The 24,939-nt window shown below is 55.3% G+C and carries 26 protein-coding genes and 1 tRNA gene; 13 read left to right on the top strand and 14 right to left on the bottom strand.

Annotated features, from left to right (window positions below):
* Nucleotides 1-4 precede the first annotated feature (4 nt).
* Complete coding sequence (locus PHT20_RS08615; protein ID WP_301020190.1) at nucleotides 5-490, bottom strand: YajQ family cyclic di-GMP-binding protein; 486 nt, start codon at nucleotides 488-490, stop codon at nucleotides 5-7.
* A 35-nt stretch (nucleotides 491-525) separates the two neighbouring features.
* Between PHT20_RS08615 and murB the strand changes: the two genes are divergently transcribed.
* Together murB and PHT20_RS08605 are read left to right on the top strand one after the other, a co-directional pair.
* Complete coding sequence (gene murB / locus PHT20_RS08610; protein ID WP_301020189.1) at nucleotides 526-1,599, top strand: UDP-N-acetylmuramate dehydrogenase; 1,074 nt, start codon at nucleotides 526-528, stop codon at nucleotides 1,597-1,599.
* A 61-nt stretch (nucleotides 1,600-1,660) separates the two neighbouring features.
* Nucleotides 1,661-2,620: a complex I NDUFA9 subunit family protein gene (locus PHT20_RS08605; RefSeq protein WP_301020188.1), complete on the top strand. Its 960-nt coding sequence runs from the start codon at nucleotides 1,661-1,663 to the stop codon at nucleotides 2,618-2,620.
* A gap of 189 nt (nucleotides 2,621-2,809) precedes the next feature.
* Here the strand turns inward: PHT20_RS08605 and PHT20_RS08600 are convergent, their stop codons facing one another.
* Together PHT20_RS08600 and PHT20_RS08595 are read right to left on the bottom strand one after the other, a co-directional pair.
* A complete protein-coding gene (locus tag PHT20_RS08600; RefSeq protein ID WP_301020187.1) occupies nucleotides 2,810-3,169 on the bottom strand; it encodes a copper-binding protein in 360 nt (119 codons plus the stop codon).
* A 10-nt stretch (nucleotides 3,170-3,179) separates the two neighbouring features.
* Complete coding sequence (locus tag PHT20_RS08595) at nucleotides 3,180-4,721, bottom strand: multicopper oxidase family protein (protein WP_301020186.1); 1,542 nt, start codon at nucleotides 4,719-4,721, stop codon at nucleotides 3,180-3,182.
* Nucleotides 4,722-4,970: 249 nt separating this feature from the next.
* Here PHT20_RS08595 and PHT20_RS08590 point away from each other — a divergent pair, with 249 nt between their 5' ends.
* Together PHT20_RS08590 and PHT20_RS08585 are read left to right on the top strand one after the other, a co-directional pair.
* A complete protein-coding gene (locus tag PHT20_RS08590; RefSeq protein ID WP_301020185.1) occupies nucleotides 4,971-5,648 on the top strand; it encodes a heavy metal response regulator transcription factor in 678 nt (225 codons plus the stop codon).
* Nucleotides 5,645-7,093 carry a heavy metal sensor histidine kinase gene (locus PHT20_RS08585; protein WP_301020184.1) on the top strand — a complete coding sequence of 483 codons (1,449 nt, stop codon included), beginning with the start codon at nucleotides 5,645-5,647 and terminating at the stop codon, nucleotides 7,091-7,093. Before PHT20_RS08590 ends, PHT20_RS08585 begins: the two co-directional genes overlap by 4 nt.
* Before the next feature lie 41 nt (nucleotides 7,094-7,134).
* Here the strand turns inward: PHT20_RS08585 and lolA are convergent, their stop codons facing one another.
* The 3 genes from lolA to PHT20_RS08570 are packed head-to-tail and all read right to left on the bottom strand — an operon-like array spanning nucleotide 7,135 to nucleotide 10,844.
* Entirely contained in the window at nucleotides 7,135-7,782 is a 648-nt protein-coding gene (lolA, locus tag PHT20_RS08580; protein ID WP_301020183.1) for an outer membrane lipoprotein chaperone LolA, read from the bottom strand.
* Nucleotides 7,783-7,795: 13 nt separating this feature from the next.
* Nucleotides 7,796-10,153, bottom strand: coding sequence for a DNA translocase FtsK (locus PHT20_RS08575; protein WP_301020182.1), 2,358 nt, complete (start codon nucleotides 10,151-10,153; stop codon nucleotides 7,796-7,798).
* Between the two features lie 16 nt (nucleotides 10,154-10,169).
* Nucleotides 10,170-10,844, bottom strand: coding sequence for a Crp/Fnr family transcriptional regulator (locus PHT20_RS08570; RefSeq protein WP_301020181.1), 675 nt, complete (start codon nucleotides 10,842-10,844; stop codon nucleotides 10,170-10,172).
* Between the two features lie 123 nt (nucleotides 10,845-10,967).
* On the opposite strand from PHT20_RS08570, the gene trxB reads away from it, so the two are divergent.
* The 3 genes from trxB to rpmG all read left to right on the top strand — a co-directional run bounded on the left by trxB (nucleotide 10,968) and on the right by rpmG (nucleotide 12,479).
* Complete coding sequence (gene trxB, locus PHT20_RS08565) at nucleotides 10,968-11,918, top strand: thioredoxin-disulfide reductase (protein ID WP_301020180.1); 951 nt, start codon at nucleotides 10,968-10,970, stop codon at nucleotides 11,916-11,918.
* A gap of 129 nt (nucleotides 11,919-12,047) precedes the next feature.
* On the top strand, nucleotides 12,048-12,281 hold the full coding sequence (rpmB, locus tag PHT20_RS08560) for a 50S ribosomal protein L28 (RefSeq protein WP_300084645.1): 234 nt from the start codon (nucleotides 12,048-12,050) through the stop codon (nucleotides 12,279-12,281).
* Between the two features lie 27 nt (nucleotides 12,282-12,308).
* Entirely contained in the window at nucleotides 12,309-12,479 is a 171-nt protein-coding gene (gene rpmG / locus PHT20_RS08555) for a 50S ribosomal protein L33 (protein WP_223911267.1), read from the top strand.
* 109 nt (nucleotides 12,480-12,588) lie between these two features.
* Here rpmG and PHT20_RS08550 read toward each other — a convergent pair whose 3' ends face one another.
* The 3 genes from PHT20_RS08550 to PHT20_RS08540 form a co-directional block, all read right to left on the bottom strand.
* On the bottom strand, nucleotides 12,589-13,779 hold the full coding sequence (locus tag PHT20_RS08550; RefSeq protein WP_301020179.1) for a fatty acid desaturase: 1,191 nt from the start codon (nucleotides 13,777-13,779) through the stop codon (nucleotides 12,589-12,591).
* A gap of 26 nt (nucleotides 13,780-13,805) precedes the next feature.
* The gene (locus tag PHT20_RS08545) at nucleotides 13,806-15,077 is read right to left on the bottom strand and encodes an RsmB/NOP family class I SAM-dependent RNA methyltransferase (RefSeq protein WP_301020178.1); all 1,272 of its coding nucleotides are present in this window, start codon (nucleotides 15,075-15,077) and stop codon (nucleotides 13,806-13,808) included.
* A 115-nt stretch (nucleotides 15,078-15,192) separates the two neighbouring features.
* A complete protein-coding gene (locus PHT20_RS08540) occupies nucleotides 15,193-15,420 on the bottom strand; it encodes a hypothetical protein (RefSeq protein ID WP_300084648.1) in 228 nt (75 codons plus the stop codon).
* Nucleotides 15,421-15,690: 270 nt separating this feature from the next.
* Here PHT20_RS08540 and PHT20_RS08535 point away from each other — a divergent pair, with 270 nt between their 5' ends.
* Complete coding sequence (locus PHT20_RS08535) at nucleotides 15,691-16,221, top strand: FKBP-type peptidyl-prolyl cis-trans isomerase (protein WP_301020177.1); 531 nt, start codon at nucleotides 15,691-15,693, stop codon at nucleotides 16,219-16,221.
* A gap of 30 nt (nucleotides 16,222-16,251) precedes the next feature.
* Here the strand turns inward: PHT20_RS08535 and dut are convergent, their stop codons facing one another.
* A complete protein-coding gene (dut, locus tag PHT20_RS08530) occupies nucleotides 16,252-16,698 on the bottom strand; it encodes a dUTP diphosphatase (protein ID WP_301020198.1) in 447 nt (148 codons plus the stop codon).
* On the bottom strand, nucleotides 16,698-17,924 hold the full coding sequence (coaBC, locus tag PHT20_RS08525) for a bifunctional phosphopantothenoylcysteine decarboxylase/phosphopantothenate--cysteine ligase CoaBC (RefSeq protein ID WP_301020176.1): 1,227 nt from the start codon (nucleotides 17,922-17,924) through the stop codon (nucleotides 16,698-16,700). The genes dut and coaBC overlap by 1 nt, the downstream gene beginning before the upstream one ends.
* Before the next feature lie 92 nt (nucleotides 17,925-18,016).
* Here coaBC and PHT20_RS08520 point away from each other — a divergent pair, with 92 nt between their 5' ends.
* The 5 genes from PHT20_RS08520 to PHT20_RS08500 all read left to right on the top strand — a co-directional run bounded on the left by PHT20_RS08520 (nucleotide 18,017) and on the right by PHT20_RS08500 (nucleotide 23,246).
* Complete coding sequence (locus PHT20_RS08520; protein ID WP_301020175.1) at nucleotides 18,017-19,684, top strand: CTP synthase; 1,668 nt, start codon at nucleotides 18,017-18,019, stop codon at nucleotides 19,682-19,684.
* On the top strand, nucleotides 19,684-20,541 hold the full coding sequence (gene kdsA, locus PHT20_RS08515; RefSeq protein WP_301020174.1) for a 3-deoxy-8-phosphooctulonate synthase: 858 nt from the start codon (nucleotides 19,684-19,686) through the stop codon (nucleotides 20,539-20,541). The genes PHT20_RS08520 and kdsA overlap by 1 nt, the downstream gene beginning before the upstream one ends.
* A gap of 43 nt (nucleotides 20,542-20,584) precedes the next feature.
* Nucleotides 20,585-21,868, top strand: a complete 1,284-nt coding sequence (gene eno, locus PHT20_RS08510) for a phosphopyruvate hydratase (RefSeq protein WP_301020173.1) — start codon at nucleotides 20,585-20,587, stop codon at nucleotides 21,866-21,868.
* Between the two features lie 8 nt (nucleotides 21,869-21,876).
* Nucleotides 21,877-22,152: a septum formation initiator family protein gene (locus PHT20_RS08505; protein WP_301020172.1), complete on the top strand. Its 276-nt coding sequence runs from the start codon at nucleotides 21,877-21,879 to the stop codon at nucleotides 22,150-22,152.
* Between the two features lie 275 nt (nucleotides 22,153-22,427).
* Entirely contained in the window at nucleotides 22,428-23,246 is an 819-nt protein-coding gene (locus PHT20_RS08500; RefSeq protein ID WP_301020171.1) for a sulfite exporter TauE/SafE family protein, read from the top strand.
* 38 nt (nucleotides 23,247-23,284) lie between these two features.
* On the opposite strand, the gene PHT20_RS08495 is transcribed toward PHT20_RS08500, so the two are convergent.
* The 3 genes from PHT20_RS08495 to ybgF form a co-directional block, all read right to left on the bottom strand.
* A tRNA-Lys gene (locus PHT20_RS08495) sits at nucleotides 23,285-23,360 on the bottom strand.
* 48 nt (nucleotides 23,361-23,408) lie between these two features.
* The gene (locus PHT20_RS08490; protein ID WP_301020170.1) at nucleotides 23,409-24,161 is read right to left on the bottom strand and encodes a tRNA threonylcarbamoyladenosine dehydratase; all 753 of its coding nucleotides are present in this window, start codon (nucleotides 24,159-24,161) and stop codon (nucleotides 23,409-23,411) included.
* A complete protein-coding gene (gene ybgF, locus PHT20_RS08485; protein ID WP_301020169.1) occupies nucleotides 24,158-24,925 on the bottom strand; it encodes a tol-pal system protein YbgF in 768 nt (255 codons plus the stop codon). Before ybgF ends, PHT20_RS08490 begins: the two co-directional genes overlap by 4 nt.
* Nucleotides 24,926-24,939: the final 14 nt, after the last annotated feature.

Here is a 24,939-nt window from a genome sequence, read left to right as displayed (position 1 = left end):
AGTTTTAACTGCGGTAGTTGTCAAAACTCAGTGGCATGTCGGCAATTTCTTTGCGAATCAAGGCCTGGGTGGCTTGCAGCGCATCAAGCTCTTTGCCGGTCACGCGCAGTTTGCCGTCTTGGATGGCGGCTTGCACTTTGAGTTTGCTGTCTTTGATCAGTCGCTGGATTTTTTTGGCCAGCTCGGTCTCAATGCCATCACGGATTTTGATCACTACCTTGACCTTGTCACCGCCCATTTTTTGCACCTCGCCCTTGTCCAAAAAGCGCACATCCACACTTTGTTTGGTGAGCTTGTTGCGCAGCACGTCTTCGATTTGGCTGAGCTGAAAATCGGCATTGCCAATCAGCGTGACCTCTTTGTCTTTGAGTTCAATGGCGGCTGGCGTGCCCTTGAAATCAAAACGGGTGGCAATTTCTTTGCTGGTGTTTTCAACGGCGTGTTTCACGTCCACCAGCTTGGCTTCGCAAACGGTATCAAAAGAAGGCATGGAAAGGTCTCATAAAAATCAATGACAATTCTTGGATGTTAGTCGAGAAAAATGTCCCCCTTCAGTCCCTGAACAGTTTCCACATTGTGGCCAAAGCGCATGCGCTGTGCCGCATTCACAGCCAAGACGACGTGCTGGCGCTGCTACAGCAACCACAGTGGGCGGGGGCAGATAAATTTGTCTTGGGTGGTGGCAGCAACCTGGTGCTGACGGGCGATGTCAAACCGCTGGTGCTCAAGGTGGAGATTGGGGGCCGCAAGCTGGTGGCTGAGACCGCCAAGGCCTTCATTGTGGAAGCCGGTGCGGGCGAAAACTGGCACGACTTTGTGGCCTGGACGCTGGTGCAGGGCTACAGCGGGCTGGAAAACATGGCCATGATTCCCGGCACCGTGGGCGCCGCACCGGTGCAAAACATCGGCGCCTATGGGGTGGAACTGCAAGACCGTTTTGAGTCTTTGGACGCCATCGACCTTGACACTGGTCACGTGTTCACCTTGAACGCAGCGCAATGCGCTTTTGGCTACCGTGATTCTGTTTTTAAACATAGCAGCTCAGGCAGTCTAGACCGGCATCAGAGGCCAATTGGCCTTAAAAACCGTGCTTTGATTTTGCGGGTGCGCTTTTGCCTGCCCAAGCGCTTTGTGCCGATGTTGGGCTATGCCGACCTTGAGAAAAAAATGGCTGAACACGCCTGCCCCCAGCCCAGCGCGCAGCAGGTGTTTGACTGGGTGTGTGAGATTCGGCGTGCCAAACTGCCTAACCCTGCGCTGATCGGTAACGCCGGCAGTTTTTTCAAAAATCCCACGGTCTCCGTTGAGCAATGTGCCGACATCATTGCCCGCGACCCCAAGGTGGTGCATTACGTGCTGGCAGACGGTGCCATCAAGCTGGCGGCTGGCTGGCTGATTGACGCCTGTGGCTGGCGCGGCAAATCGGTCGGGCAGGCGGGTGTGTACGAAAAACAAGCGCTGGTGTTGGTCAACCGTGGCTCGGTCAATGGGGCAGACGCGGCCACTGGCGGTGAAGTCATGACCCTGGCCAAAGCCATTCAAACCAGTGTGTACGAGCGCTTTGGCCTGATGCTGGAGATGGAGCCGGTGGTTCTTTAGCCGTTTTCTCGGTTAAACCCCATGCCCTTGGGGACAACCCAAACAAGCGCATCATTGAGCCATGAAAAAAATCTTTGTTTTAGGTGGTACCGGCTTTGTCGGTGCCCACGTGTGTGAAAAACTGGTGCGCGAGGGCTGGCATGTGACGGTGCCCACGCGCCGCCGAGCCAACGCCAATGCGGTGCAGCACTTGCCAGGGCTGACGGTGCAAGAGCTCAGTGTGCATGACGAGGCTGTGTTGACCCAAGCGATGACCGGTCATGACGCAGTGGTCAACCTGGTGGCCATCTTGCATGGTGACCAAGCCGCTTTTGCGCACACCCATGTCGCCTTGCCGCAAAAAATTGCCCGTGCGTGTTTGGTCAACGGGGTCAAGCAACTGGTGCATGTGAGCGCCTTGGGCGCCAATGCGCAGCAGCCCGACAGCCTGCCGTCGATGTATTTGCGCTCCAAAAGTGAGGGTGAGGCGGTGTTGATACAGGCTGCTGTGGGTGGCAGTGCGGGTGCCGGAGCCGACCATGGGTTTGACTTGAGTCTTCTTCGCCCCAGTGTGATTTTTGGTGCCAACGACAAATTTTTAAACCTGTTTGCCAAATTGCAAAAGGTGTTTCCGCTGATGCCACTGGCTGGCGCCAGTGCCCGGTTTCAGCCGGTCTGGGTGGAAGATGTGGCCAGCGCCGTGGTGGCTTGTCTCCAAGGGGTCAGTACATTGCCTTCGCCACGCACCATCGAGGTGGCGGGCCCAGATGTCTACACCCTCAAAGAGCTGGTGCAACTGTCCGCGCAACTCAGCGGTGTGTGTGGTGGACGCGGCCGCCCGGTGTTGGGTTTGCCGGAATGGGCAGGGCGCTTGCAAGCCAGCATGATGAGCCTGGCGCCCGGCGAGCCACTGATGAGTCTGGACAACCTGGACTCGATGAAGCAAGACAACGTGGCCAGCGGCCAGCTGCCCGGTCTGGCGGCACTGGGCATCACGGCTGCCGCCTTGAAGCCGATTGCGCAAGGGTATCTTGCGCGGTAAGTATTCAATTACCGTTTTGCGAGGCCAAATTCGTACGCTAACTTAGGCAGAAGGCCAGGAAATTTTGCTGCTGTTCAGTTCTAGCCCATAGCTGCCAATAGCGCGGTCTCGGATGTTGACAAAGATATAGGCTGACAACAGCGCGTTAGATCAACCCAGCGACCACACCGGGGGCCGCGGTGCTTGGATTTACTTGACCAGCTCAAACCGGGTCAGCGTCATGCCACCATCGGCAGGGTCGGTGGCAAAGCGGATGTTTTGCCCAGCCTGTAACTGATCCAGCCAAGCTTTGTCCTTGACTTTGTAGGCCATGGTCATTGGCGGCATGCCGTTGGGTAGTGCGCCGTGCGCCAAGGTAACTGTGCCTCTGGCTTTGTTGACTTTTTTGACCACACCTTCACCCAAGTCTATGGCCTGCGCCTTGGGTGCAGCAGCAGCGGTGGCAGAGGTGGTGGCAGCACCATGCGTGCTGTGATCCATCTGTGCAAAAGCAGCGCCAGCATATACAAAATTGATAGCTATCAGCGCAGGTAATACAAGGGCTTTCATGTGTTTTCCTTTAAATAACGTTGACTTGCCCCATCATCCCGGCGTTTTCGTGTTCCAGGATGTGACAATGAAACATGCGCAAGCCCTTGTGACGCTGCACCAGCTTGATGCGCACGGTTTCACCAGAACGGGTGTTCACCATGTCGCGCCAGGCCAGCAAAGGCTCAGGCGTGACCTTGCCATCAACCTCGCGTTCAACCACCTGAAACTGCGTGCCGTGGATGTGAAACGGGTGATCCATGTCAGAGTCGTTGGCAATTTCCCACAACTCCACTTCGTTGATGCGGCTGGTGAAATCAACCCGCTGCATGTCAAAGTTTTTGCCGTTGACCAAAAACTTCATGCTGTGTACGCCACCAGCCATTGACATCTCTTCTGAAAAAACCACGCGCTTTTTGGCCTTGACCGCGCCCAGCGGCTGAATACGGCGCAACGTGCCAGGCAGCTTGGGCAAGGCGGCCAGACGCTCAGGCTTGACGGCTGAAAAATCCACATCCAAAAGGGTGATGGGACGCTCGGGTGGCACCTCGCCCATCTTGCCGCGCTCCACCGGCGCGGTCACCAGGCCCACCTTACCACCGCCCTTTGGCGCATCCACAATCACCTCCATGCGCTCAGCTGCGGTCATCAGCAGCTCGGTCAGGCCAGTCACGGGTTTCGCCAGCAAGCCACCATCCGTGCCGACCAGCGTGAACGTGGCACCCGGCAATGTCAGGCGCAGATAACGGGCGCTGTTGGCGTTCCAGATGCGCCAGCGTTCGCGGCCACCGGCATCAAACGTCAGCAGCGGTTGGCGCTGCGCATTCACCAGCGCAAACTGGCCTTCGCGCCCGTTCATTTCGTCGTTCATGTCGTTGGCGGCAATGTGGCCATCCGCGCCCAGCTTGAGGTCTGAAAAAACCAAATGCCGTTCCGGGATACTTTTAAGCGGGTCGTTCTTGGCCCGCACAATGAACAGGCCCGCCAGCCCGCGGTAAACCTGCTCGGCAGTGAAGCCATGTGGGTGCGGGTGATACCAGTAAGTGCCCGCGCAGTTCAGGGGCAATTTGAAGCGGTAGACGCGCCGTCCACCCGCTGGCACGACATCCTGCGGGTTGCCGTCTTGTTCGGGTGGCACCGGCAGGCCATGCCAGTGGATGGTGCTCGGCTGCGGCAAGGCGTTGATGAATTCAATCTCGACCGTGTCGCCTTCCATCACCTCGATCAGCGTGCCGGGCAGGCTGTTGTTGTAGGCCCAGAACTCGGTGGGTGAGCCGTTTTGCAGCACCGCCAGTGACACCGGCGCGGCACGCAAGGTGGCACGAAACACTCTTGGCTGGTTGCTGGTGTTCACCAGTTTTCTCAAAGCAGCCAAGGGTGCGCCAGCGGCAATGGCCTCGACCGGGGCCAGCGCGGCTGCGGCTGCTGTGGCTGCGCCGCCGCTGTGCATGCCAGCCATACCGGGCATGGCATTCATGTCATGCGGCATGTCACCCTGTGCCCAGGCGTTGCCCAGCCAGGGCGAGGTGGACAGTGCGAAGCTGCTGGTTTGGATAAATTGACGGCGTTGCATGCATCATCCTTTTTGAAAAATTTACAGTGTTTTAGGCCTCTAGACCATATATAGTAAGCACAATCAGCTATGTATTAAATAGCATTAAAACGCTATCCAATGCATAAATAACTTACTGTCGTGAGTATCCAATGTCCCGCCCCACAGCCAGCTGTCGGGAAAGTGACAAGTTTGTTATCTTGTGCCGTCAGTCAGCAGCGTGGCGAGCCATGCAGGCAGAATAGCCAGGCGAATTCCACACCAATACCCATGAAAATCCTGATCGTCGAGGACGAACCCAAAACCGGTGACTACCTGAAACAGGGCCTGAGCGAGGCCGGTTTTACCGTGGACCTGGCACGCCATGGCGTGGACGGCTTGCACTTGGCCTTGACTGAAGCCTATGACCTGGCGATTCTGGATGTGATGCTGCCGGGGCTGGATGGCTGGGGCGTGCTGGCCGGCATCCGCCGTGCGGGCAAAGACCTGCCGGTGATGTTTTTGACCGCCCGTGACGCGGTCGACGACCGGGTCAAGGGGCTGGAGCTGGGCGCTGACGATTACTTGGTCAAACCGTTTGCTTTTTCCGAACTGCTGGCGCGGGTGCGAACGCTGCTGCGTCGTGGCGGTAAACCGTCCACCGAACCGTTTTTGCATGCCGCTGATCTGGAGCTGGACTTGCTGCGCCGACGCGTCAGCCGCGCCGGCCAGCGCATTGACCTCACCGCCAAGGAATTTGCCCTGCTGGAGCTGCTGCTGCGCCGCCAAGGCGAGGTGCTGCCACGCTCGCTGATTGCCTCGCAAGTGTGGGACATGAACTTTGACAGTGACACCAATGTGATCGAAGTTGCCATGCGCCGCCTGCGCGCCAAGGTGGACGATGCGTTTGAGCCCAAACTGATTCGCACCGTGCGTGGCATGGGCTACGTGCTGGAGCAGCCGCTGTGAGTGCACTGCATGCACCACGGCTTAAAGCACTGACCCTGGCGCAACGCCTGACCCTGCTGTTTGTGGCCATTGCCAGCGCCGTGTTGTTGGGGCTGGGAGCCGTGGTGGCGCAGTCGGTGCAGCAGCACTTTGAAGACCTGGACATGGACGTGCTCTCCGGCAAGATGGAGCTGATCACCCAGGCTTTGCAACATGTCGCCACGCCACAAGACCTGACCGGGATGGCGCACCAACTGGCGCGCTCGCTGGTGGGGCACCATGGGCTGGAGGTGCTGCTGCTTGATGCTGACCAAAGCGTGTTGTTCGCCACGGCGCACGCCAGTTTTGACCCGCAACAAGTGGTGGCTCAAGCCCGCCAGGCGCTGCCGGGGGCGGTGCTGTGGCCGCTGGAGTCGCACACCTACCGGGTATTGGCTGCACGCCTGCCCACTGCGGTGAAAGACGCGCAGGGACAACGCGCCGAAGTGTTTGTGGCCGCGGGCATTGACATTGGCCACCACCAGGCGTTCATGCAGGCGTTTTTACACACCCTGTGGTGGTTTGTGGCTGGTGCGGCGGTGCTGACTGCGGTGCTGAGTGGCTGGGCGGTGCGCCACGGGCTGGCGCCCCTGCTGGAGATGCGCACCCAGGCGCAGGGCATCACAGCGCAGCAGTTGGGTCACCGCCTGCACCTGCAGCACCTGCCCGTGGAGATGGCCGAGTTGGCCCAGTCATTGAACAACATGCTGGCTCGGCTGGAAGATGCCTTCACGCGGCTGTCAGCGTTTTCATCTGACATTGCTCACGAGTTGCGTACGCCGGTGAGTAACCTGATGACGCAAACCCAGGTGGCCCTGTCACGCGCGCGCAGCGCCGACGACTACCGCAACGTGCTGGAGTCCAACCTGGAGGAGTTTGAGCGCATGGCACGCATGATGGCCGACATGTTGCTGCTGGCCAAGGCCGACCACGGGCTGGTGTTGCCGCGGCTTGAAACGCTTGACATGGCGCAAGAGGTGCGAACCGTGCTGGATTACTTTGAGATGCTGGCCGAAGAAAAAAACCTGTCTTTGCAGTTGAGCGGTGAGGCTCGCCTGAGGGCAGATCGGCTGATGCTGCGCCGCGCCCTGAGCAATTTGGTATCGAACGCGGTGCGCCATGCCCAGGCGGGCAGTGTGATCCGGGTTGAACTCCAAAACCTGGCTGATCAGATTGAAATCAGCGTCACCAACCAGGGCGAAACCATTGCCCCGGAACATCTTGAGCGGGTGTTTGACCGCTTTTTTCGGGTCGACCCAGCACGCCAGCGCGCAGGCCAAGAGTTGTATCCTGCGGCAAGGGCTGAGGGCACGGGCTTGGGGCTGGCCATCACCCAGTCTATCGTGCAGGCGCATGGCGGGCGCATCAGTGCCCAGTCAGACCACGGTATGACCACGTTCAGCATGGTGTTCCCGCAGCATTTTTGAAGCGGCTTGGCCCAGGGCAGGGCGCTGACGTGGCGCCGTTCTCAGGGCTTGATCACGTCCGCACCGGCTGGCGGCTTGAAGGTGAAGGCGCTGCTGGGCAAAACCGGGTTGGTCTGAAACTGCTTGAAGGTCAAGACTGAGCGCTGGCCAAAATTGTCCAAAATTTCCAGCACCTGCAGCGTGCTGCCTGGCGCATCGGCAGCGGCTATGAAGCCGATTCGCACGGTTTGCAACTGGCCATCTTTGGCCTTGGGTGTGGCGGTGACCCATTGCAAGCCATCTTTGTCGGGCGCATCGGTCAGCACAAAATCAGCCTTGAGGGCTTGCACATCGGCGGCTGAAGCAATCAGCGCGGCCGGGGTGCTGCCCAACACGCTGGCTTGCTGACGCGCCGTGACCTGATTCAAGTCCACGTCATACAGCCACAGGGTTTGGCCGTCAGCCACGATGGTTTGCTCAAAAGGTTTTGTGTACGTGAAGCGGAAGTGGTTGGGGCGGGCAAATTCAAACTGTCCGGTCGAGGTTTTGACTTTGGGCGCCATGCCGTCTTTGGCGGGCGCTGTGACCACCTGGCTGAAGTCGGCTTTGCCGGTTTTTACCGTTTTGACAAATTCTTCTAAGCTTTTTAGGCCTGTAGCGCTTGATATACAAGCGTAAGTAGCTATAAATAAAAGAGCAATTCGTTTCATGAATATCCTTGACTTATTCGTTGCGTGCGGGCACCAAAATATCGCGCTGACCGCTGGTGCTCATGCTGCTGACCAAGCCAGCGTTTTCCATGTCTTCCACCAGCCGCGCTGCCCGGTTGTAACCGATTTTGAGGTGGCGCTGCACCAGCGAAATACTGGCCTTGCGGTTTTTAAGGACAACTTCCACCGCCTGGTCGTAGAGCGGGTCTTTTTCACCGCTGCCGGCGCCACCGCCCTCGCCCGCCGCGCCGTCTTCACCGTCAACCGTGCCACCTTCCAGAATGCCGTCAATGTAGTTGGGCTCGCCCTGGCTTTTCAGGTAGGTGACCACGCGGTGCACTTCGTCATCACTGACAAACGCGCCGTGTACCCGGATCGGCAGACCGGTGCCGCTGGGCATGTAGAGCATGTCACCCATGCCAAGCAAGGCCTCGGCCCCCATCTGGTCGAGGATGGTGCGGCTGTCAATCTTGCTTGACACCTGGAACGCAATGCGGGTCGGAATATTGGCCTTGATCAGGCCGGTGATCACGTCCACGCTGGGGCGCTGGGTGGCCAGAATCAGGTGAATACCGGCGGCACGGGCTTTTTGCGCCAGCCGGGCGATCAGCTCTTCAATCTTCTTGCCGACCACCATCATCAGGTCGGCCAGCTCGTCGATCACCACCACGATGTGCGGCAGGCGCTCGATCGGCTCGGGGCTCTCAGGGGTCAGGCTGAAGGGGTTGTAGATGAATTCACCACGCGCCTTGGCTTCGTCCCACTTGGTGTTGAAACCGGCCAGGTTGCGCACCCCCATTTTGCTCATGAGTTTGTAGCGGCGCTCCATCTCGGCCACGCACCAGGTCAGGCCGTTGGCAGCTTGTTTCATGTCGGTCACCACCGGGCACAGCAGGTGCGGAATGCCCTCATACACCGACATTTCCAGCATCTTGGGGTCAATCATGAGCAGGCGCACGTCATGTGCTTCGGCCTTGTAGAGCAGGCTCAGAATCATGGCGTTGATACCCACCGATTTACCCGAGCCGGTGGTACCGGCCACCAGCACGTGCGGCATTTTGGCCAGGTCGGCCACCACCGCTTTGCCAATAATGTCTTTGCCCAAGCCCATGGTCAGCAGGGATTTGCCCTCGTGGTAGGTTTGCGAGCCCAGGATTTCAGACAGCTTGATGGTTTGCCGCTTGGCGTTGGGCAGCTCCAGCGCCATGGTGGTTTTGCCCGGAATGGTCTCCACCACGCGGATCGACACCAGGCTCAAACTGCGCGCCAGGTCTTTGGCCAAGCCCACAATCTGCGAGCCTTTGACACCCGTGGCGGGCTCAATTTCATAGCGTGTGATGACCGGGCCGGGCTGTGCCAGCACCACGGTCACATCCACGCCAAAGTCTTTGAGCTTTTTCTCGATCATGCGGCTGGTCATCTCCAGCGTCTCGGGGGCCACGGTTTCTTGGCGGCTTAACGCGGCATCGAGCAAATCCACCTGCGGCAGTTTGGTGTCAGAGGGGTCTACAAACAACGCTTGCTGGCGCTCTTTGGCCACCCGCGTGCTGGGGGGCACTTCAGCCACCACGGGCTCAATGCGAATGGGCACTGGGCGGTGCTCGGCTTGCTCTTGGCGCTCTTCCACCAGCACTTCGGCACGCTCCTTGGCGGCTTGCTTGCCCAAGGCTTTGTCTTGCGCCAGCTCTTTTTGTTCGCGCCGGGTTTCAATGTGCCCCAACATCCAGGCACCCAGGCGCTCGGCGAGCGTGACCCATGAAAACCGAAACACCATGGCCGCACCCAAGCCACCCAGCACAATGGCCAGCAGGCCTGAGCCAGTGAACCCCAAGTAGTGCATCGCCAAGGGGCCCACCAGATAGCCCAAAATGCCACCGCTGTGGCCCGGCAGGCGCGCCTCATAACTGTAAAAACGCGACCACTCCAGCGCGGCACTGGCCACCAGCAAAAGCACCAAACCCAGCCAGAACGTCAGGCGCTGCAGGCGCTCAGAGCGCTGGGTGCTGGGCACCACAGCCAGTTCACCCGCGGCCAGCAGGTCGTGCTCGCGCAACCAGCGCGCCAACGCCGAGAGCCACGCGCGCACGGCCGCTGCCACGCACCACCAGACCGAAAAGCCGAGTAAAAAATAACTGCCATCGGCCACCCAGGCACCCAGCCAGCCCAACCGGTTGCGCAGTGGCTCACCCGTGCCAGAGCTGGACCAGGCGGCATCTTGCAGCGCATACGTGCCCAGTGCCACCAGCCAAAGCACCCAGGCCAAGAGACCTACAGCCAAGGTCAGCTCGCTGGCAAAACGTGCCAAGACTGAGCGTTGAACAGGTGCGGGTTTGGTGCGTGTAGGGTGCAGGGTGTGAAGTGAGTAGGACATGCAAGATGTGGCTGTTTCAGCGGGTGGTGGCGCGTCGCTCGGTCAAAGACACCGAGCCATCTTCGTTGGTTTTGATAAAGCCTTGTTCCTCAAAGTCGCGCATCACGCGGCTGACCATTTCACGTGATGCGCCCACCCGCTTGGCAATGTCTTGGCGGGTGATTTTTTCGCGAATAAGCAAGTGGTTTTCTCCAGCCACATGCGCGGCTTCAATCAAGGCTTGTGCCACTCGGCCATACACATCCATCAAGGCCAGTGAACTGATTTTTTCATCGGCTTTGCGCAGGCGATGCGCCAAGCCTTTGATGACCGAGTTGGCCATGGCATGGTTTTCTTGCAAACAGTGGTGAAATTGCGCCCGCCCCAACACCAACACGTCGCATACGCTCTCAGCTTGCACGTTGGCAGAATGGGTTTTGCCGTCTATCAAACTGATTTCACCCACGTAGTCGCCTGGACCAATCACATCCAAAATCACTTCACGGGCGCGTCGGTCGGTCATCACCACACGGGCTTTGCCAGACAAAATGATAAAAAGGGCGTTGCTTTTTTTGCCTTGCTCCACAATCAGTTCGCCGCGTTTGAGGCGTTGCTTGGTCACGCTATCAGCCAGTTGCGCCATCTGATGCTCGGTCAACTCTGAGAAAATACTGACTCTGCGCAGCAAATCTACATTGGTAAGTACAGCCATCAGATAATCCTTCTTGCAACATTTGTTCAAACATAGCCCATCTTGGGACAGACCGGGTTTTAGAAACCTAACTGTACACGGTCACTCCAGGGCACTTTAAGTTTGCTTTCAGAAAGAATCCTCATGACAACCACCCGACACGCTCAAGTTCTTATTCTGGGCTCCGGCCCTGCAGGCTACACCGCCGCCATCTATGCCGCGCGTGCCAACTTGCAGCCCCTTCTGATCACCGGCATTGCGCAAGGCGGCCAGCTCATGACCACCACCGAGGTCGACAACTGGCCGGCCGATGTGGATGGTGTGCAAGGCCCTGACCTGATGCAGCGCTTTTTGGCGCATGCGGAGCGCTTTAAAACCGAGATTGTGTTCGACCACATCAACCAGGTTGACTTTTCTAAGCGCCCGTTCACCCTCAAGGGTGACAGCGGCAGCTACACCTGCAACGCGTTGATCTTGGCCACCGGTGCCTCTGCCAAGTATTTGGGCTTGCCGTCTGAAGAAGCTTTCATGGGGCGCGGGGTGTCGGGTTGTGCCACTTGCGACGGCTTTTTCTACCGAGGTGAAGACGTCTGTGTGGTGGGCGGCGGCAACACAGCCGTTGAAGAAGCGCTGTATTTGTCCAACATTGCCAAAAAGGTGGTGTTGATTCACCGCCGCGACAAATTTCGGGCTGAACCCATCATGATTGACAAATTGATGGCCAAAGTGGCAGCTGGCAGCATTGTGCTTAAAACCTTTAGCACGCTCGACGAGGTGCTGGGTGATGCCAGTGGCGTGACCGGTGTGCGCTTGAGGGATGTGAACACCGGTGCAACCGAAGACATCACCCTCAAAGGCTGTTTCATCGCCATTGGCCACGCACCCAATACCGATATTTTCCAAGGCCAATTGGCCATGAGTGGGGGTTACATCGTGACCCAAGGTGGCAACCAGGGTTTTGCTACCCAAACCAGCGTGCCCGGTATTTTTGCCGCAGGAGACGTGCAAGACCATGTGTACCGCCAGGCCATTACCAGCGCTGGTACCGGCTGCATGGCCGCGTTAGACGCACAGCGGTTTCTGGAACAAGCCTAGGCTATAATTTTGGGCTTTGCTGTAATCTGTGAAGGTTAAGTTGGCAAAATCAGGGTTACCGCCACCCTTTTCTTGGCGAGGTGAGGTGTCTGATGTCAATCAGCACCGTTTTAGTATCGGAGTGTCCACATGGCACGCGTCTGCGAAGTAACGGGCAAAAAGCCCATGGTGGGAAACACAGTTTCTCACGCCAACAACAAAAACAAGCGTCGGTTTCTGCCCAACCTGCAATACCGCCGTTTCTGGGTTGAATCAGAAAACCGCTGGGTGCGTTTGCGCATCTCCAATGCCGGTCTGCGTTTGATCGACAAAAATGGTATTGATGCTGTGCTCGCAGACTTGCGCGCTCGTGGTCAAGCCTAATTCATCCACCAGACTAGAAAGAACACCATGGCAACCAAAGGCGGACGCGAAAAAATCAAGCTGGAATCGACAGCTGGCACTGGCCACTTCTACACCACCAGCAAAAACAAAAAAACCACTCCCGAGAAAATGTTGATCAAAAAGTTTGATCCAAAAGCTCGCAAGCACGTGGATTACAAAGAAATGAAACTGAAGTAATTCAGTGTTCTCTTGCAAAAAAGCCCGCTTGATGCGGGCTTTTTGTTATCTTTTGTAGAGCAGCCTATGCTTACTGGATAAGCGCTAGAGGCCTAAAACATCATTCAAATCAGGCACGCACAGCACGCAACTGCATGGAGAATTCTTGCAGCGCCGCAATGCCGCTGGCCTCGGCACGCACGCACCAAGCTTGTAAATCAGCAGCCAACTGCTCGCGGGTGTGTGAACGGTTCAGCCACAGCTGGCGCAGTTCTTCACGCATCAGTACCATCTTGTCAAGTACAGGCGAGGCTGCTCGAACTGTGGCCAATTTGGTGGCCAAAACGGCAGGCACTTTTTCAACATCACGATGCAACCAACTGCGCCCGGCCTTGATGGCCGCTGCATCTGCACAACGCATTTTCAAAGCCACCACTTCCTCATTGAACGCGACACGCATGCCGCGCGCATAACTGGCCATCAACTCATAACGGTTTTGTATCAAGGCCTCCAGCGTTTGCTCGTCTGCCGTTGGGCGAACAGCACCAAAAGCCAGACGCGGCGGTGTTTTTTTGACCTGTGCCAAGCCCAAGCGCTGCAGCAAGCTGATGTATACCCAGCCGATGTCAAACTCATAGGGTTTGACAGACAACTTGGCAGAGGTGGGATAGGTGTGGTGGTTGTTGTGCAGTTCTTCACCCGCAATCAACACGCCCCAAGGTGAGATGTTGGTGCTGGCATCAGCCGACTCAAAATTGCGATACCCCCAGTAGTGCGCACCACCGTTGATGATGCCTGCCGCCATCACCGGCGTCCAGGCCATTTGCACCGCCCACACGGTCAAGCCCACCACGCCAAACAGCGCCAGGTCGAGCAGTAGCATCAGCACAATGCCAGCAAATGAATACCGGCTGTACACCTGCTGTTCGAGCCAGTCGTTGGGGGTGCCATGGCCATAACGTGTCAAGGTTTCGGGGTTTTTCGCCTCTTTTCGATACAGCTCATAGCCCTGCAATAGCACTGTTTTGATGCCATAGACCAGCGGGCTGTGTGGGTCTTCCGGTTGCTCGCATTTGGCATGGTGCTTGCGGTGAATGGACGCCCATTCTTTGGTCACCTGCCCAGTCGTCAACCACAACCAAAAGCGAAAAAAATGCGCTGCGGCGGGATGCAGGTCAAGCGCCCGATGCGCTTGATGGCGGTGCAAAAATATGGTCACACTCAGCATGGTGATGTGCGTCACGCCCAGCGTGAACAGCACCAGTTGCCAGAGCGTCAATTGCCAAAACCCATGCGCAGCCCAATCCAACCATGTGTTCATACGTCAATGTCTCTCTCAAATAAGTTTTATTTCTTTTGCCAAACCGCTGCAAAAAATCCATCGGTCTGATGCCGATGTGGCCACAGTCGCAAAAACCGCTGACCATTATCACCGCCACTGCACAACGTGTGGGCTTGAGCAACTTTTAACCCTGACAACACTTCGCCAGCATCAAGGGGACTGAATTCTGGGTTGGCCGCAGAAAAGGCTTGGGCAATGGCTTCATTTTCTTGCGGCAAGATACTGCAGGTGGCATAAACCAAGCGCCCGCCCGACTTCACCAAACGAGCTGCACTTTGCAAAATAGCCGTTTGCTTGACGGCCATTTCTTCCACCGCTGCTTGCGTTTGCCGCCATTTCAAGTCTGGGTTTCGGCGCAATGTGCCTAAACCGGTACAGGGTGCATCGACCAGCACGCGGTCAATTTTGCCGCTCAGGCGTTTCACCCGTTCATCTCGCTCGTGTGCAATGGCTGCTGGATGCACATTAGACAAACCGCTGCGTGCCAAGCGCGACTTGAAAGCATCAAGTCGTCCGGCTGAAGTGTCAAACGCGTACAAGCGCCCAGTGCTGCGCATGGCCGCACCGATGGCCAGTGTTTTGCCGCCGGCGCCAGCACAAAAATCCACCACCATTTCGCCACGTTTGGCATCGAGCAACATGGCCAAGAGTTGGGAGCCTTCGTCTTGCACTTCAAAATCGCCACGTTTGAAACTCTCATGCTTGTTCAGCGCTGGTTTTCCGGCAATGCGCAAACCCCAAGGCGAGAAAGGGGTGGGCGCCGCTTTGATACCCAGTCGAGCAAGCTCATTTTGAACGTCGGACAGTTTGGCTTTGAAGGTGTTGACACGCAAGTCCAACCCTGCGCCCTGATTGAAGCTTTCCACCAGCGGCCAAAACTCTGCGCCAAGTTGCGCTTTGAGCGGATCTACCAGCCACTCAGGCAGGTTGTGGCGGTGCCGATCCATCAGGTCTTCACTTTTGATGCTTTGGCATTGGTCAAGCCATTTGATTTCTTGATCTGTCAATGCACTGCGTAAGAAGTCGCCCGGACCATAAAACCCCAAAATGGCCAACCGCCGCTCTTTCGGGCCACTGCCTGAGGGCGCAAAGTGATCAAACAACAGTTTTTTGCGCAACACGGTGTAAACCGTTTCCGCCATGGTGGCACGTTCACGTGGGCCAAAGCCCCGGTGATCTCTGAAAAAATGCGACACGATGGCATCGGCAGGGTGGTCAAATTTGAGCGTGAGTCTGACCAGTTCAGCGCAGGCGTCGAGAAGGGCTTTTGGATGCATATTTTTTGGATTTTCCCATGTGTGCTCGTGCACGGGTGGGGCTGACCTCTTGAAATGAAATGCCCCAGAAAAAAAGCCACCCGAAGGTGGCTTTTTGGAATCAGTCAAAAACTGATTATTTAGAGGCAGCAGCAGCAGGTGCGGCGGCTTCAGAAGCGGCAGCAGCAGGTGCAGCAGCTTCAGATGCAGCAGCCACAGGTGCAGCTGCAGGCGCTTCAGAGGCAGCAGGTGCGGGTGCAGCGACTGGGGCTGGTGCGGGGGCAGGAGCAGCTTCTTCTTTTTTGCCACAAGCAGACAAGGCAGCAGCAGCGATAACAGCGATCAGAACGAGAGATTTGTTCATTTGAAAATACCCAGTGTAAAAATTGACAATTTCCGGAAATTGCTTTTGTGTTGCCACAAAGATCAAGTAAACAACTTTACGTTGATTTACTTAACAGCCGATTATAGTGTAAACCCTCATATTTGTTGATTAACGACGGTGCACTGAGTGTCTGACGCACCTTTTTGGGTGACTTGGGCTTACTCTTGTCTGACATTTGCCACACTCTTTTCAACGTCAACACCTCATGGGATGGCGCAAGCATGGCGATCGCTCTGCGACAATTCGTTCATGAATATTGCAAATGATGGCGTTGTGGCGTTGACTTGGTCGCTCAAAGATACTTTGGGTGAGGTTTTGGATGTACTCGATGAGCCTGTTGAGTTTTTGGTCGGTGGCGATGATCTGTTTGAGGTCATTGAAACTGCTTTGATCGGGAAAACCGTGGGTGACACGGTCAATGTGCGCATTGAACCTGAGCAAGGATTCGGCGAATTCAATGACCAGCTCATCTTTCTTGAATCAAGAGACGTTTTTCCCTCCGCACTAGAAGAGGGCATGACGATTGAAGGGGTGGCCTTGCCTGCGGGCTGCAGCCCACACATGCCGCAGGATGTGCTCTACACGGTGACTGACATTTACCCAGAGCATGTGGTGCTGGACGGCAACCACCCACTGGCAGGCATTGCACTCAACTTAACCCTGCAAATTCGCGCAGTTCGTGCTGCTACTGAAGCTGAACTGGCTTGCCGCAGCGCAGGCACAGGGTTTTTTAAGGTTTCGCCGCTTCAAATCGCGCCTGGCAGTCAGTTGCTTCAATAGGCAGTTGATTGAACCTGTTTGAGTCAAAACTCAGGCTTTGCCGGTAGAACCGTAGCCACCTTCGCCACGCGCACTGGCCACAAAGTCTGTCACCACATTGAACTGTGCCTGAACGACTGGCACGATCACCAGTTGGGCAATGCGCTCCATGGGTTCAATGGTGAACGGCACGTCACTGCGGTTCCAGGCACTGACCATCAGCTGACCCTGGTAATCGCTGTCAATGAGCCCCACCAAATTCCCCAGCACGATGCCATGTTTGTGACCCAAACCTGAACGCGGCAAGATCATGGCTGCAAAATTGGGGTCTTGCAAATAGATGGCAATGCCAGTGGGGACCAACTGCCAAGCATTCGCCTGCAGCGTCAACGGTGCATCCAGACAAGCACGCAAATCCAGACCCGCACTGCCAGGCGTGGCGTAGTGAGGCAACTGGTTGGCCATGCGGTTGTCAATGACCTTCACATCGATTTTCATCATTTTTGTGCTCCAGCGCTTATTCTTATTGCGATATCAGCTATTAATTTTCTAGCAAGAGAAAGCTTGGTATCACGTGAAAGTTCGCGTGCGCCAGTTTCATCCACCAGTAAAAGGGCGTTGTCATCTTGTCCAAATGTGTCAGGCCCAATGTTGCCTATCAACAGCGGCACGCCTTTGCGCAGCCTTTTGGCTTGCGCATTGACCAATAAATCATGGCTTTCTGCCGCAAAACCCACGCAATACAGCTCTTGAGACAAGCCGCGGGGTGACTGCGCCAGGCGGGCCAGAATGTCTGGGTTTTCCACAAAGGCCAGCGCAGGCGGCTGACCCGCGCCATCTTTTTTGATTTTTCGATCTGACGCGTTCACAGGGCGCCAATCTGCAACCGCTGCAGTTGCTATAAATACATTAGCTATTGACGCTTTATTTTCAACCGCATCAAGCATATTTAATGCAGATTTCACATCCACCCGATGAACTCCCCGCGGCGTTGGCAAGCTTACCGGCCCTGCCACCAATGTGACGGTGGCTCCGGCTTCGGTGGCGGCTCTGGCAATGGCAAATCCCATCTTGCCACTGGATAAATTGGTGATGCCACGTACCGGGTCAATGGCTTCAAAGGTTGGGCCGGCGGTCACCAATACATGCTGCCCTTTCAATACCTTGGGCACAAACATGGCAATCACTTCGTCCAAAGTTTCAGCAGGCTCAAGCATGCGGCCATCACCAGATTCGCCACAGGCCTGTTCACCACACCCAACTCCCAGCACTTGCGCGCCATCCAGTGCCACTTGTTTCAGATTTCTTTGTGTGGCTGGGTGTTGCCACATTTCTTTGTTCATGGCGGGTGCAAGCATCAAGGGCACGCGGTCGATTGGCCGCGCCAAACACATCAAACTGAGTAAATCATCCGCCATCCCATGTGCCAATTTGGCGATCAGGTCGGCACTTGCTGGCGCAATCACACACAGATCGGCTTGACGGGTAAGTTGAATATGTGCCATGTTGTTGGGCACGCGCGCATCCCATTGCGAGCCATACACGGCATGCTGGCTCAGCGCCTGCATGGTGACCGGTGTGATGAACTGCTCTGCGGCTGCGCTCATCACCACCTGAACACTGGCACCTGCCTTGACGAATAAGCGGCAAAGCTCCGCAGATTTGTAGCAAGCAACCCCGCCACTGAGACCCAAAACGATGTGTTTTCCGGCTAAATCTTTCATGCAACGCAATGTAACAGAGAGCTATCTGCAGCCGAAAGCGCAACCTTATAATCGCTTTTTACCAGCTCCCCGAGTTTAAAGCTCTCTCTGACATGACCAAATTTGTCTTCGTCACCGGCGGTGTGGTGTCTTCCCTGGGCAAGGGAATCGCCTCTGCCTCACTTGCTGCGATTCTTGAATCGCGCGGCCTGAAAGTCACGTTAATCAAGCTTGATCCTTACTTGAACGTTGACCCGGGCACCATGTCACCCTTTCAACACGGCGAAGTGTTTGTGACGGATGATGGCGCGGAAACAGACCTCGATTTAGGCCACTACGAGCGCTTTATTGAAACGCGCATGAAGAAGGCCAACAACTTCACTACCGGCCAAATTTACAAAAGTGTGCTGGAAAAAGAGCGTCGCGGCGACTATTTGGGCAAGACCGTGCAGGTGATACCCCATGTCACCAACGAGATTCAAGACTTTATCAAGCGTGGCGCCGGGTTCGGCACGGCTGACGCAGTGGATGTGGCGATTGTTGAAATTGGCGGTACCGTGGGTGACATCGAATCGCTGCCGTTCCTTGAGGCCGTTCGCCAACTCAGCTTGCAACTCGGGCCCAACAACAGCGCTTTTGTGCACCTGAGTTATGTGCCCTGGATCGCTGCGGCGGGTGAACTCAAAACCAAGCCGACACAACACACCGCCAAACAACTTCGCGAAATCGGCATTCAGGCTGATGCGCTGTTGTGTCGTGCAGACCGCCCCATTCCTGATGAAGAGCGACAAAAAATTTCGCTCTTTTCTAACGTGCCTGCCTGGGGCGTGATTTCGATGTGGGATGTAGACACCATCTACAAAGTGCCGCGCATGCTTCACGAGCAAGGTCTGGATGGCCTGATTTGTGACAAGCTGCGCCTGAATACACCTCCCGCTAACCTGAAACGCTGGGACGACCTGGTGTATGAAACAGCCCATCCGCAGGGCGATGTCAACATCGTCATGGTAGGTAAGTACGTAGAGTTGAGTGACAGCTACAAATCGCTGAATGAAGCTTTGCGCCACGCTGGCATGAAGAACCATGTGCGCGTCAAGATCAACTACATCGATTCGGAAACCATCACCCCGGACAACGTGGCTCAACTGGCCAAATTTGATGCGGTGCTGGTGCCTGGCGGGTTTGGCATTCGCGGTGTAGAAGGCAAGATTTGCGCAGCGCAATTTGCGCGCGAAAATAAAGTGCCCTACTTGGGCATTTGCCTGGGCATGCAAGTGGCCACAATTGAATTTGCCCGCCATGTGGCTGGGCTTAAAAATGCCAACAGCACCGAGTTTGATTTGGGCACGCCCAACCCTGTCATCGCTTTGATTACCGAGTGGAAAGATCAAGACGGCACCATCAAAACCCGCAATGAAGCGTCTGACCTGGGTGGCACCATGCGCTTGGGCGCACAAAGTTCAGATGTCACCCCAGGCACGTTGGCACACAAAATTTATGGCGATGTGGTCACCGAGCGCCATCGTCATAGGTATGAGGCAAATGTGAATTTTCTGGACACGCTGCGCAATGCGGGCTTGATCATTTCTGCCTTGACGCAACGCGAGCATTTGACTGAAATTGTTGAATTGCCCCAAGAGGTTCACCCTTGGTTTGTCGGCGTTCAATTCCACCCTGAATTCAAATCAACCCCTTGGGCGGGGCACCCCTTGTTCAATGCGTTCGTTCGTGCTGCGCTAGACCATCAAAAGTCTGCAACACCACTGAAGGCGGTGGCCTGATGAAGCTTTGCGGGTTTGAAATTGGGCTACAGCACCCGTTTTTTTTGATTGCTGGACCGTGCGTGATTGAGTCCGAGCAATTGCAGATGGACACCGCAGGAACATTGAAAGAGATCACCCAGAGTTTGGGAATCCCATTCATTTTTAAAAGCAGTTTCGACAAAGCCAATCGCTCCAGCGGCAGCACCTTTCGTGGCCCAGGCATTGAAAAAGGCTTGGAGATTTTGAGCAAAGTCAAACGCGAGTTGGGTTTGCCGATCTTGACGGACATCCACTCTGAAGACCAAATTGCACAAGTCGCAGCGGTGGTGGATGTGCTGCAAACGCCAGCCTTTTTATGCCGACAAACCGATTTCATTCGTGCAGTGGCTCAGTCTGGTAAGCCTGTCAATATCAAGAAAGGGCAGTTTTTGGCGCCTGGCGACATGAAAAACGTGATTGACAAAGCCCGTGCTGCCGCCCGTGAAAAAGGCCTGAATGTGGACAACTTCATGGCCTGCGAACGCGGTGCCAGCTTTGGCTACAACAACTTGGTGAGCGACATGCGCTCGCTGGCCATCATGCGCGAAACCGGTGCGCCAGTGGTGTTTGATGCCACGCATTCAGTTCAATTGCCTGGCGGTCAAGACACCAGCAGTGGTGGGCAACGTGAAATGGTGCCAGTGCTGGCACGCGCAGCCGTGGCTGTGGGTGTGGCTGGGTTGTTTATGGAGACGCATCCCAACCCCAATGAGGCACTGAGTGACGGCCCCAATGCCGTACCTTTGAAACACATGAAAGCGTTGCTGGAAACCTTGATGGCGCTGGATCAGGTCACCAAACGGTCGGCTTTTCTGGAAGACAGTTTTACTGTCTGAGTTTTGTTTTCACTTTATCAACTTGTTTAACTGAAAGAATTCAATGAGTGCAATCGTAGACATCGTCGGACGTGAAATCCTCGACTCCCGTGGCAATCCCACGGTGGAATGTGACGTGCTTCTGGAAAGTGGCACCATGGGTCGTGCTGCTGTACCTTCTGGTGCATCCACGGGCAGCCGTGAAGCCATTGAACTGCGTGATGGAGATAAAAGCCGTTATCTTGGCAAAGGTGTGCTCAAGGCCGTAGAACACATCAACACCGAAATCAGTGAAGCTGTGCTTGGCCTGGATGCGTCAGAACAAGCTTTTCTGGACAAAACCTTGATTGACCTTGATGGCACTGAAAACAAGAGCCGTCTGGGTGCCAACGCCATGTTGGCGGTGTCCATGGCAGTGGCGCGCGCCGCTGCTGAAGAGTCTGGACTGCCGCTGTACCGCTACTTTGGCGGCATGGGTGGCATGCAGTTGCCCGTGCCCATGATGAATGTCATCAACGGCGGCGCCCATGCCAACAACAGCCTGGACTTGCAAGAGTTCATGATCATCCCGGTGGGCGCCCCCAGCTTTCGCGAAGCCCTGCGCTACGGTGCCGAAACTTTCCATGCACTCAAGAAGATCATTGACGAACGTGGTATGAGCACAGCGGTGGGCGACGAAGGCGGCTTTACCCCCAGCGTTGAAAACCATGAGGCCGCCATTCAACTCATTTTGCAAGCCATCGACAAGGCTGGTTTCGTTGCGGGTGAACACATCGCCATTGGGTTAGATTGCGCCGCCAGTGAGTTTTACAAAGACGGCAAATACCACCTGGCGGGTGAAGGCATGGTGCTTGATGCCCAACAGTGGACTGACATGCTGGCCACCTGGGTTGACAAATACCCCATCATCAGCATTGAAGATGGCATGGCCGAAGGCGATTGGGATGGTTGGAAAATCTTGACCGATCGATTGGGCAAAAACGTTCAGATCGTCGGTGACGACCTGTTTGTGACCAACACCAAAATCTTCAAGGAAGGCATCGACAAAGGCATTGCCAACTCGATTCTGATCAAAATCAACCAAATCGGCACGTTGACTGAAACTTTTGCGGCGATTGAAATGGCTAAAAAAGCCGGCTACACCGCCGTCATCAGCCACCGCTCTGGTGAAACTGAAGATTCAACCATTGCTGACATTGCCGTGGGTACCAATGCCGGGCAAATCAAGACCGGTTCTTTAAGCCGCTCTGACCGCATGGCCAAATACAACCAATTGCTTCGTATTGAAGAAGATTTGGGTGATATTGCCACCTACCCAGGTCGTTCTGCGTTTTACAACCTGCGTTGATCAATGCCGTGAGTCGTTTCGCTGTGCCTGTGACCCTGGTCGCTTTGCTCGTGATTCTTCACGGTCAACTGTGGTTGGGTCGCGGCAGCGTCAGCAATGTTGCTGAATTGCGCTCGAAGTTGAACACGCAACTTCTAAAAAATGAGCAAATCAAAGCTGACAACAAACGGCTTCTGACTGAAATAAATGACCTTAAAGGTGGCTTGAGCATGATTGAGGAGAAGGCTCGAATGGAGCTTGGCATGATCAAAGCCAACGAAATTTACATCCAGATTGCGCGCTGATTCAAGCCAACAGGTGCGCAACTCATGATTTGCATACCAAGTCACATGGCTCGCCATTCACCTCCAGGTTCGTCCTACAATCTTATTGTCTGCAGCGTTAGCTTGGCTTTATATTTCCTTGAACCAATGCTCATTGAGCCAGGGCTTGGAACATCGTGATGTTGGCGTGATCGTCTCGCGTTAGATGAACCCAAAACAACCACTGACCTCGCCCACCTGAACCCCGGTTCAGGATGCCGGTCAGGTTACGCTGCAGACACCCTTGATACCACTTTATGCCATTTGACATTTCATTGATCATTGAATTGGCGCTGCTAGGATTGGCTGCAGGTTTTTTAGCCGGTCTCTTGGGCATAGGTGGCGGCATGGTCATGGTGCCTTTCGTTACGGCGATTTTGTCGGCCAGAAACGTGAGTCCTGAGCTCGCCGTCAAAATGGCCATTGCCACCTCTATGGCCACCATCGTATTCACATCTCTCTCCAGTGTGCGGGCTCACCACCAGCGTGGTGCGGTTCGTTGGGACATTGTGAAAGCGCTTGCGCCAGGCATTGTTCTGGGGGCGGCCCTAGCCAGCCTCGGTATTTTTTCTATGCTGAAAGGGTCAACACTTGCCATCCTTTTTGCGGTTTTTGTGGCCTTCTCAGCCACACAGATGTTCTTGGATAAAAAGCCAGCGGCCAACAGACAACTACCTGGCACTTTTGGATTGCTGGGTGCTGGCAGTGGCATTGGCTTCTTATCTGGCTTGGTTGGCGCAGGCGGTGGCTTTGTCAGCGTGCCTTTCATGACCTGGTGCAACGTCGCCATACATAACGCGGTTGCCACCTCGGCCGCCTTGGGTTTCCCCATTGCACTGTCCAACGCCTTGGGCTATGCATGGAGTGGGGCGCACCTTACGGAACTCCCACCTTATGCTTTGGGTTATATCTGGCTGCCTGGGTTGTTGATCATTGCTGCCTGCAGCGTCACGACCGCACCTTTTGGCGCTAAAGCTGCACACCGATTACCTGTAAAAAAACTCAAACGAGTCTTTGCCAGCGTGTTGTATGTACTGGCCGCTTACATGGCCTACAAAGGTTTACTGAGTCTGTAAACAAAAAAGCCTAGTCGAAACGACTAGGCTTTTGAAAGTGGTGGGATGTGCGGGGATCGAACCCACGACAAACGGATTAAAAGTCCGCTGCTCTACCAGCTGAGCTAACATCCCTTTCTTTAATCTCTTAAAGAAGAGCCTTAAATTATAAACAAATTCAGCCTAACTCTTAGGCACGCCAGCTAATTTATTCAAAATAACCCCGGCAGCGCATTGACCAAAAGTCGCAGTGACAGTGACCAAAGAACCATAACCATGACAGTTCAGCGTGCCATCACCGCTTACGCCACAGGATGCATCTGGTGGTGCCACAGCCTCGCGGCTAAACACACTCGTGATGCCCATTCTTCTACCCTCTCGGGGGGCATTGTGTACTTTGCGTAATTGGTAGCGAACCTTCGCGAGCAGCGGATCATGCGTCACTTGGCTTAAATCTTCAACGCAAACATGCTGAGCCAAACGCTTACCGCCAGCAGCACCCACCAAAACAAAATGGACGTCAGAGCGAATGGCCCACCCAGCCATGGCAACTTTGGCAGTCACTTGGTCACAGGCATCCACCACCGCATTCGCAGATTGTGGCAATACCGCTGGCCAATTGTCTGGATCGGCAAAAACCTCCACACAATTGACTTGGCAATCAGGAAAAAATGAATGGATACGCTCGCGCATGGCATCCACTTTGGCCATACCCAGCGTATGTTGTGTGGCGTGAATTTGGCGGTTGATGTTGGACTCTGACACTTGATCAAAGTCGATCAAGGTCAATTGCCCGACACCACTTCTGGCCAAGGCTTCTGCAACCCATGAACCGACCCCTCCTATGCCCACCACAGCCACATGCGCATTGAAGATGTGCTGAGCAGCCGCTACGCCATACAAGCGCTCGATACCCCCAAAACGACGATCAGTCATTTCAGTGAAGTCAAGCGCTCTTTGGCGGCCAAAGCTGCCTCAGACTGAGGGTAGGCCTTGATTAAATCGGTCAACGTTTTTCGCGCGCCCTTGCTGTCCTTCAGTTCCAACTGGCAGTTAGCCACTGAAAGCACCGCCTCTGGCGTACGCAAGTGATCTGGATTGCGGCTGATCAAAGCACGAAAGTTGATGATGGCTTCTTTGTAATCTCGGCTTGCGTACTGTGCGTTACCCAGCCAAAACAAGGCGGATGGCACATATTGACTCAGCGGATACCGTCCAACAAAGCCAACCAATGCATTTTGTGCGTTGACAAAGTCACCTTTTTTGAACACAGCCAGCGCATTCTCAAAGTCTCGCTTTTCTGCCGGATCAGCCAAAAACTCAATGCCATCAACTTGCACTTTGACTGGCTCAAACTGAGCCAAACGTTCATTCAGCACTTGGGCCTGGTCTTTTTGACTGCGTTGCAGGTCAGACAAATCACGCAAGAGCTTTTCATTCTCACCCCGAAGCGCCGCCACGCTGGTCTTCAACTGCTCCATTTGACGTTGCAAATCCAACAGCCCTCGACCCAGCGCATCTTTTTCTTCCTGAGTCGATTTGAGTGACTGATCCGTATCCTGGCGCATGGCTTCCACGCGCTGACGAAGGTCAAGAATCGCCTTGCGTGCTTCATCATCTTCAAACAAAGCAGCTTGAGCAGCATTTGCCACCCAAGCACACCCCAGCAAAAAAACAACGGCTCTAAGCTTCAATTGCATGGATCAGTGCTCAC

This window comes from Rhodoferax sp. (assembly GCF_028715765.1).
Taxonomy (GTDB): Bacteria; Pseudomonadota; Gammaproteobacteria; order Burkholderiales; family Burkholderiaceae_C; genus Rhodoferax.
The sequence above is the reverse complement of the archived record's forward strand: the minus strand, read 5'-3'. Positions and strand labels throughout refer to the sequence as shown.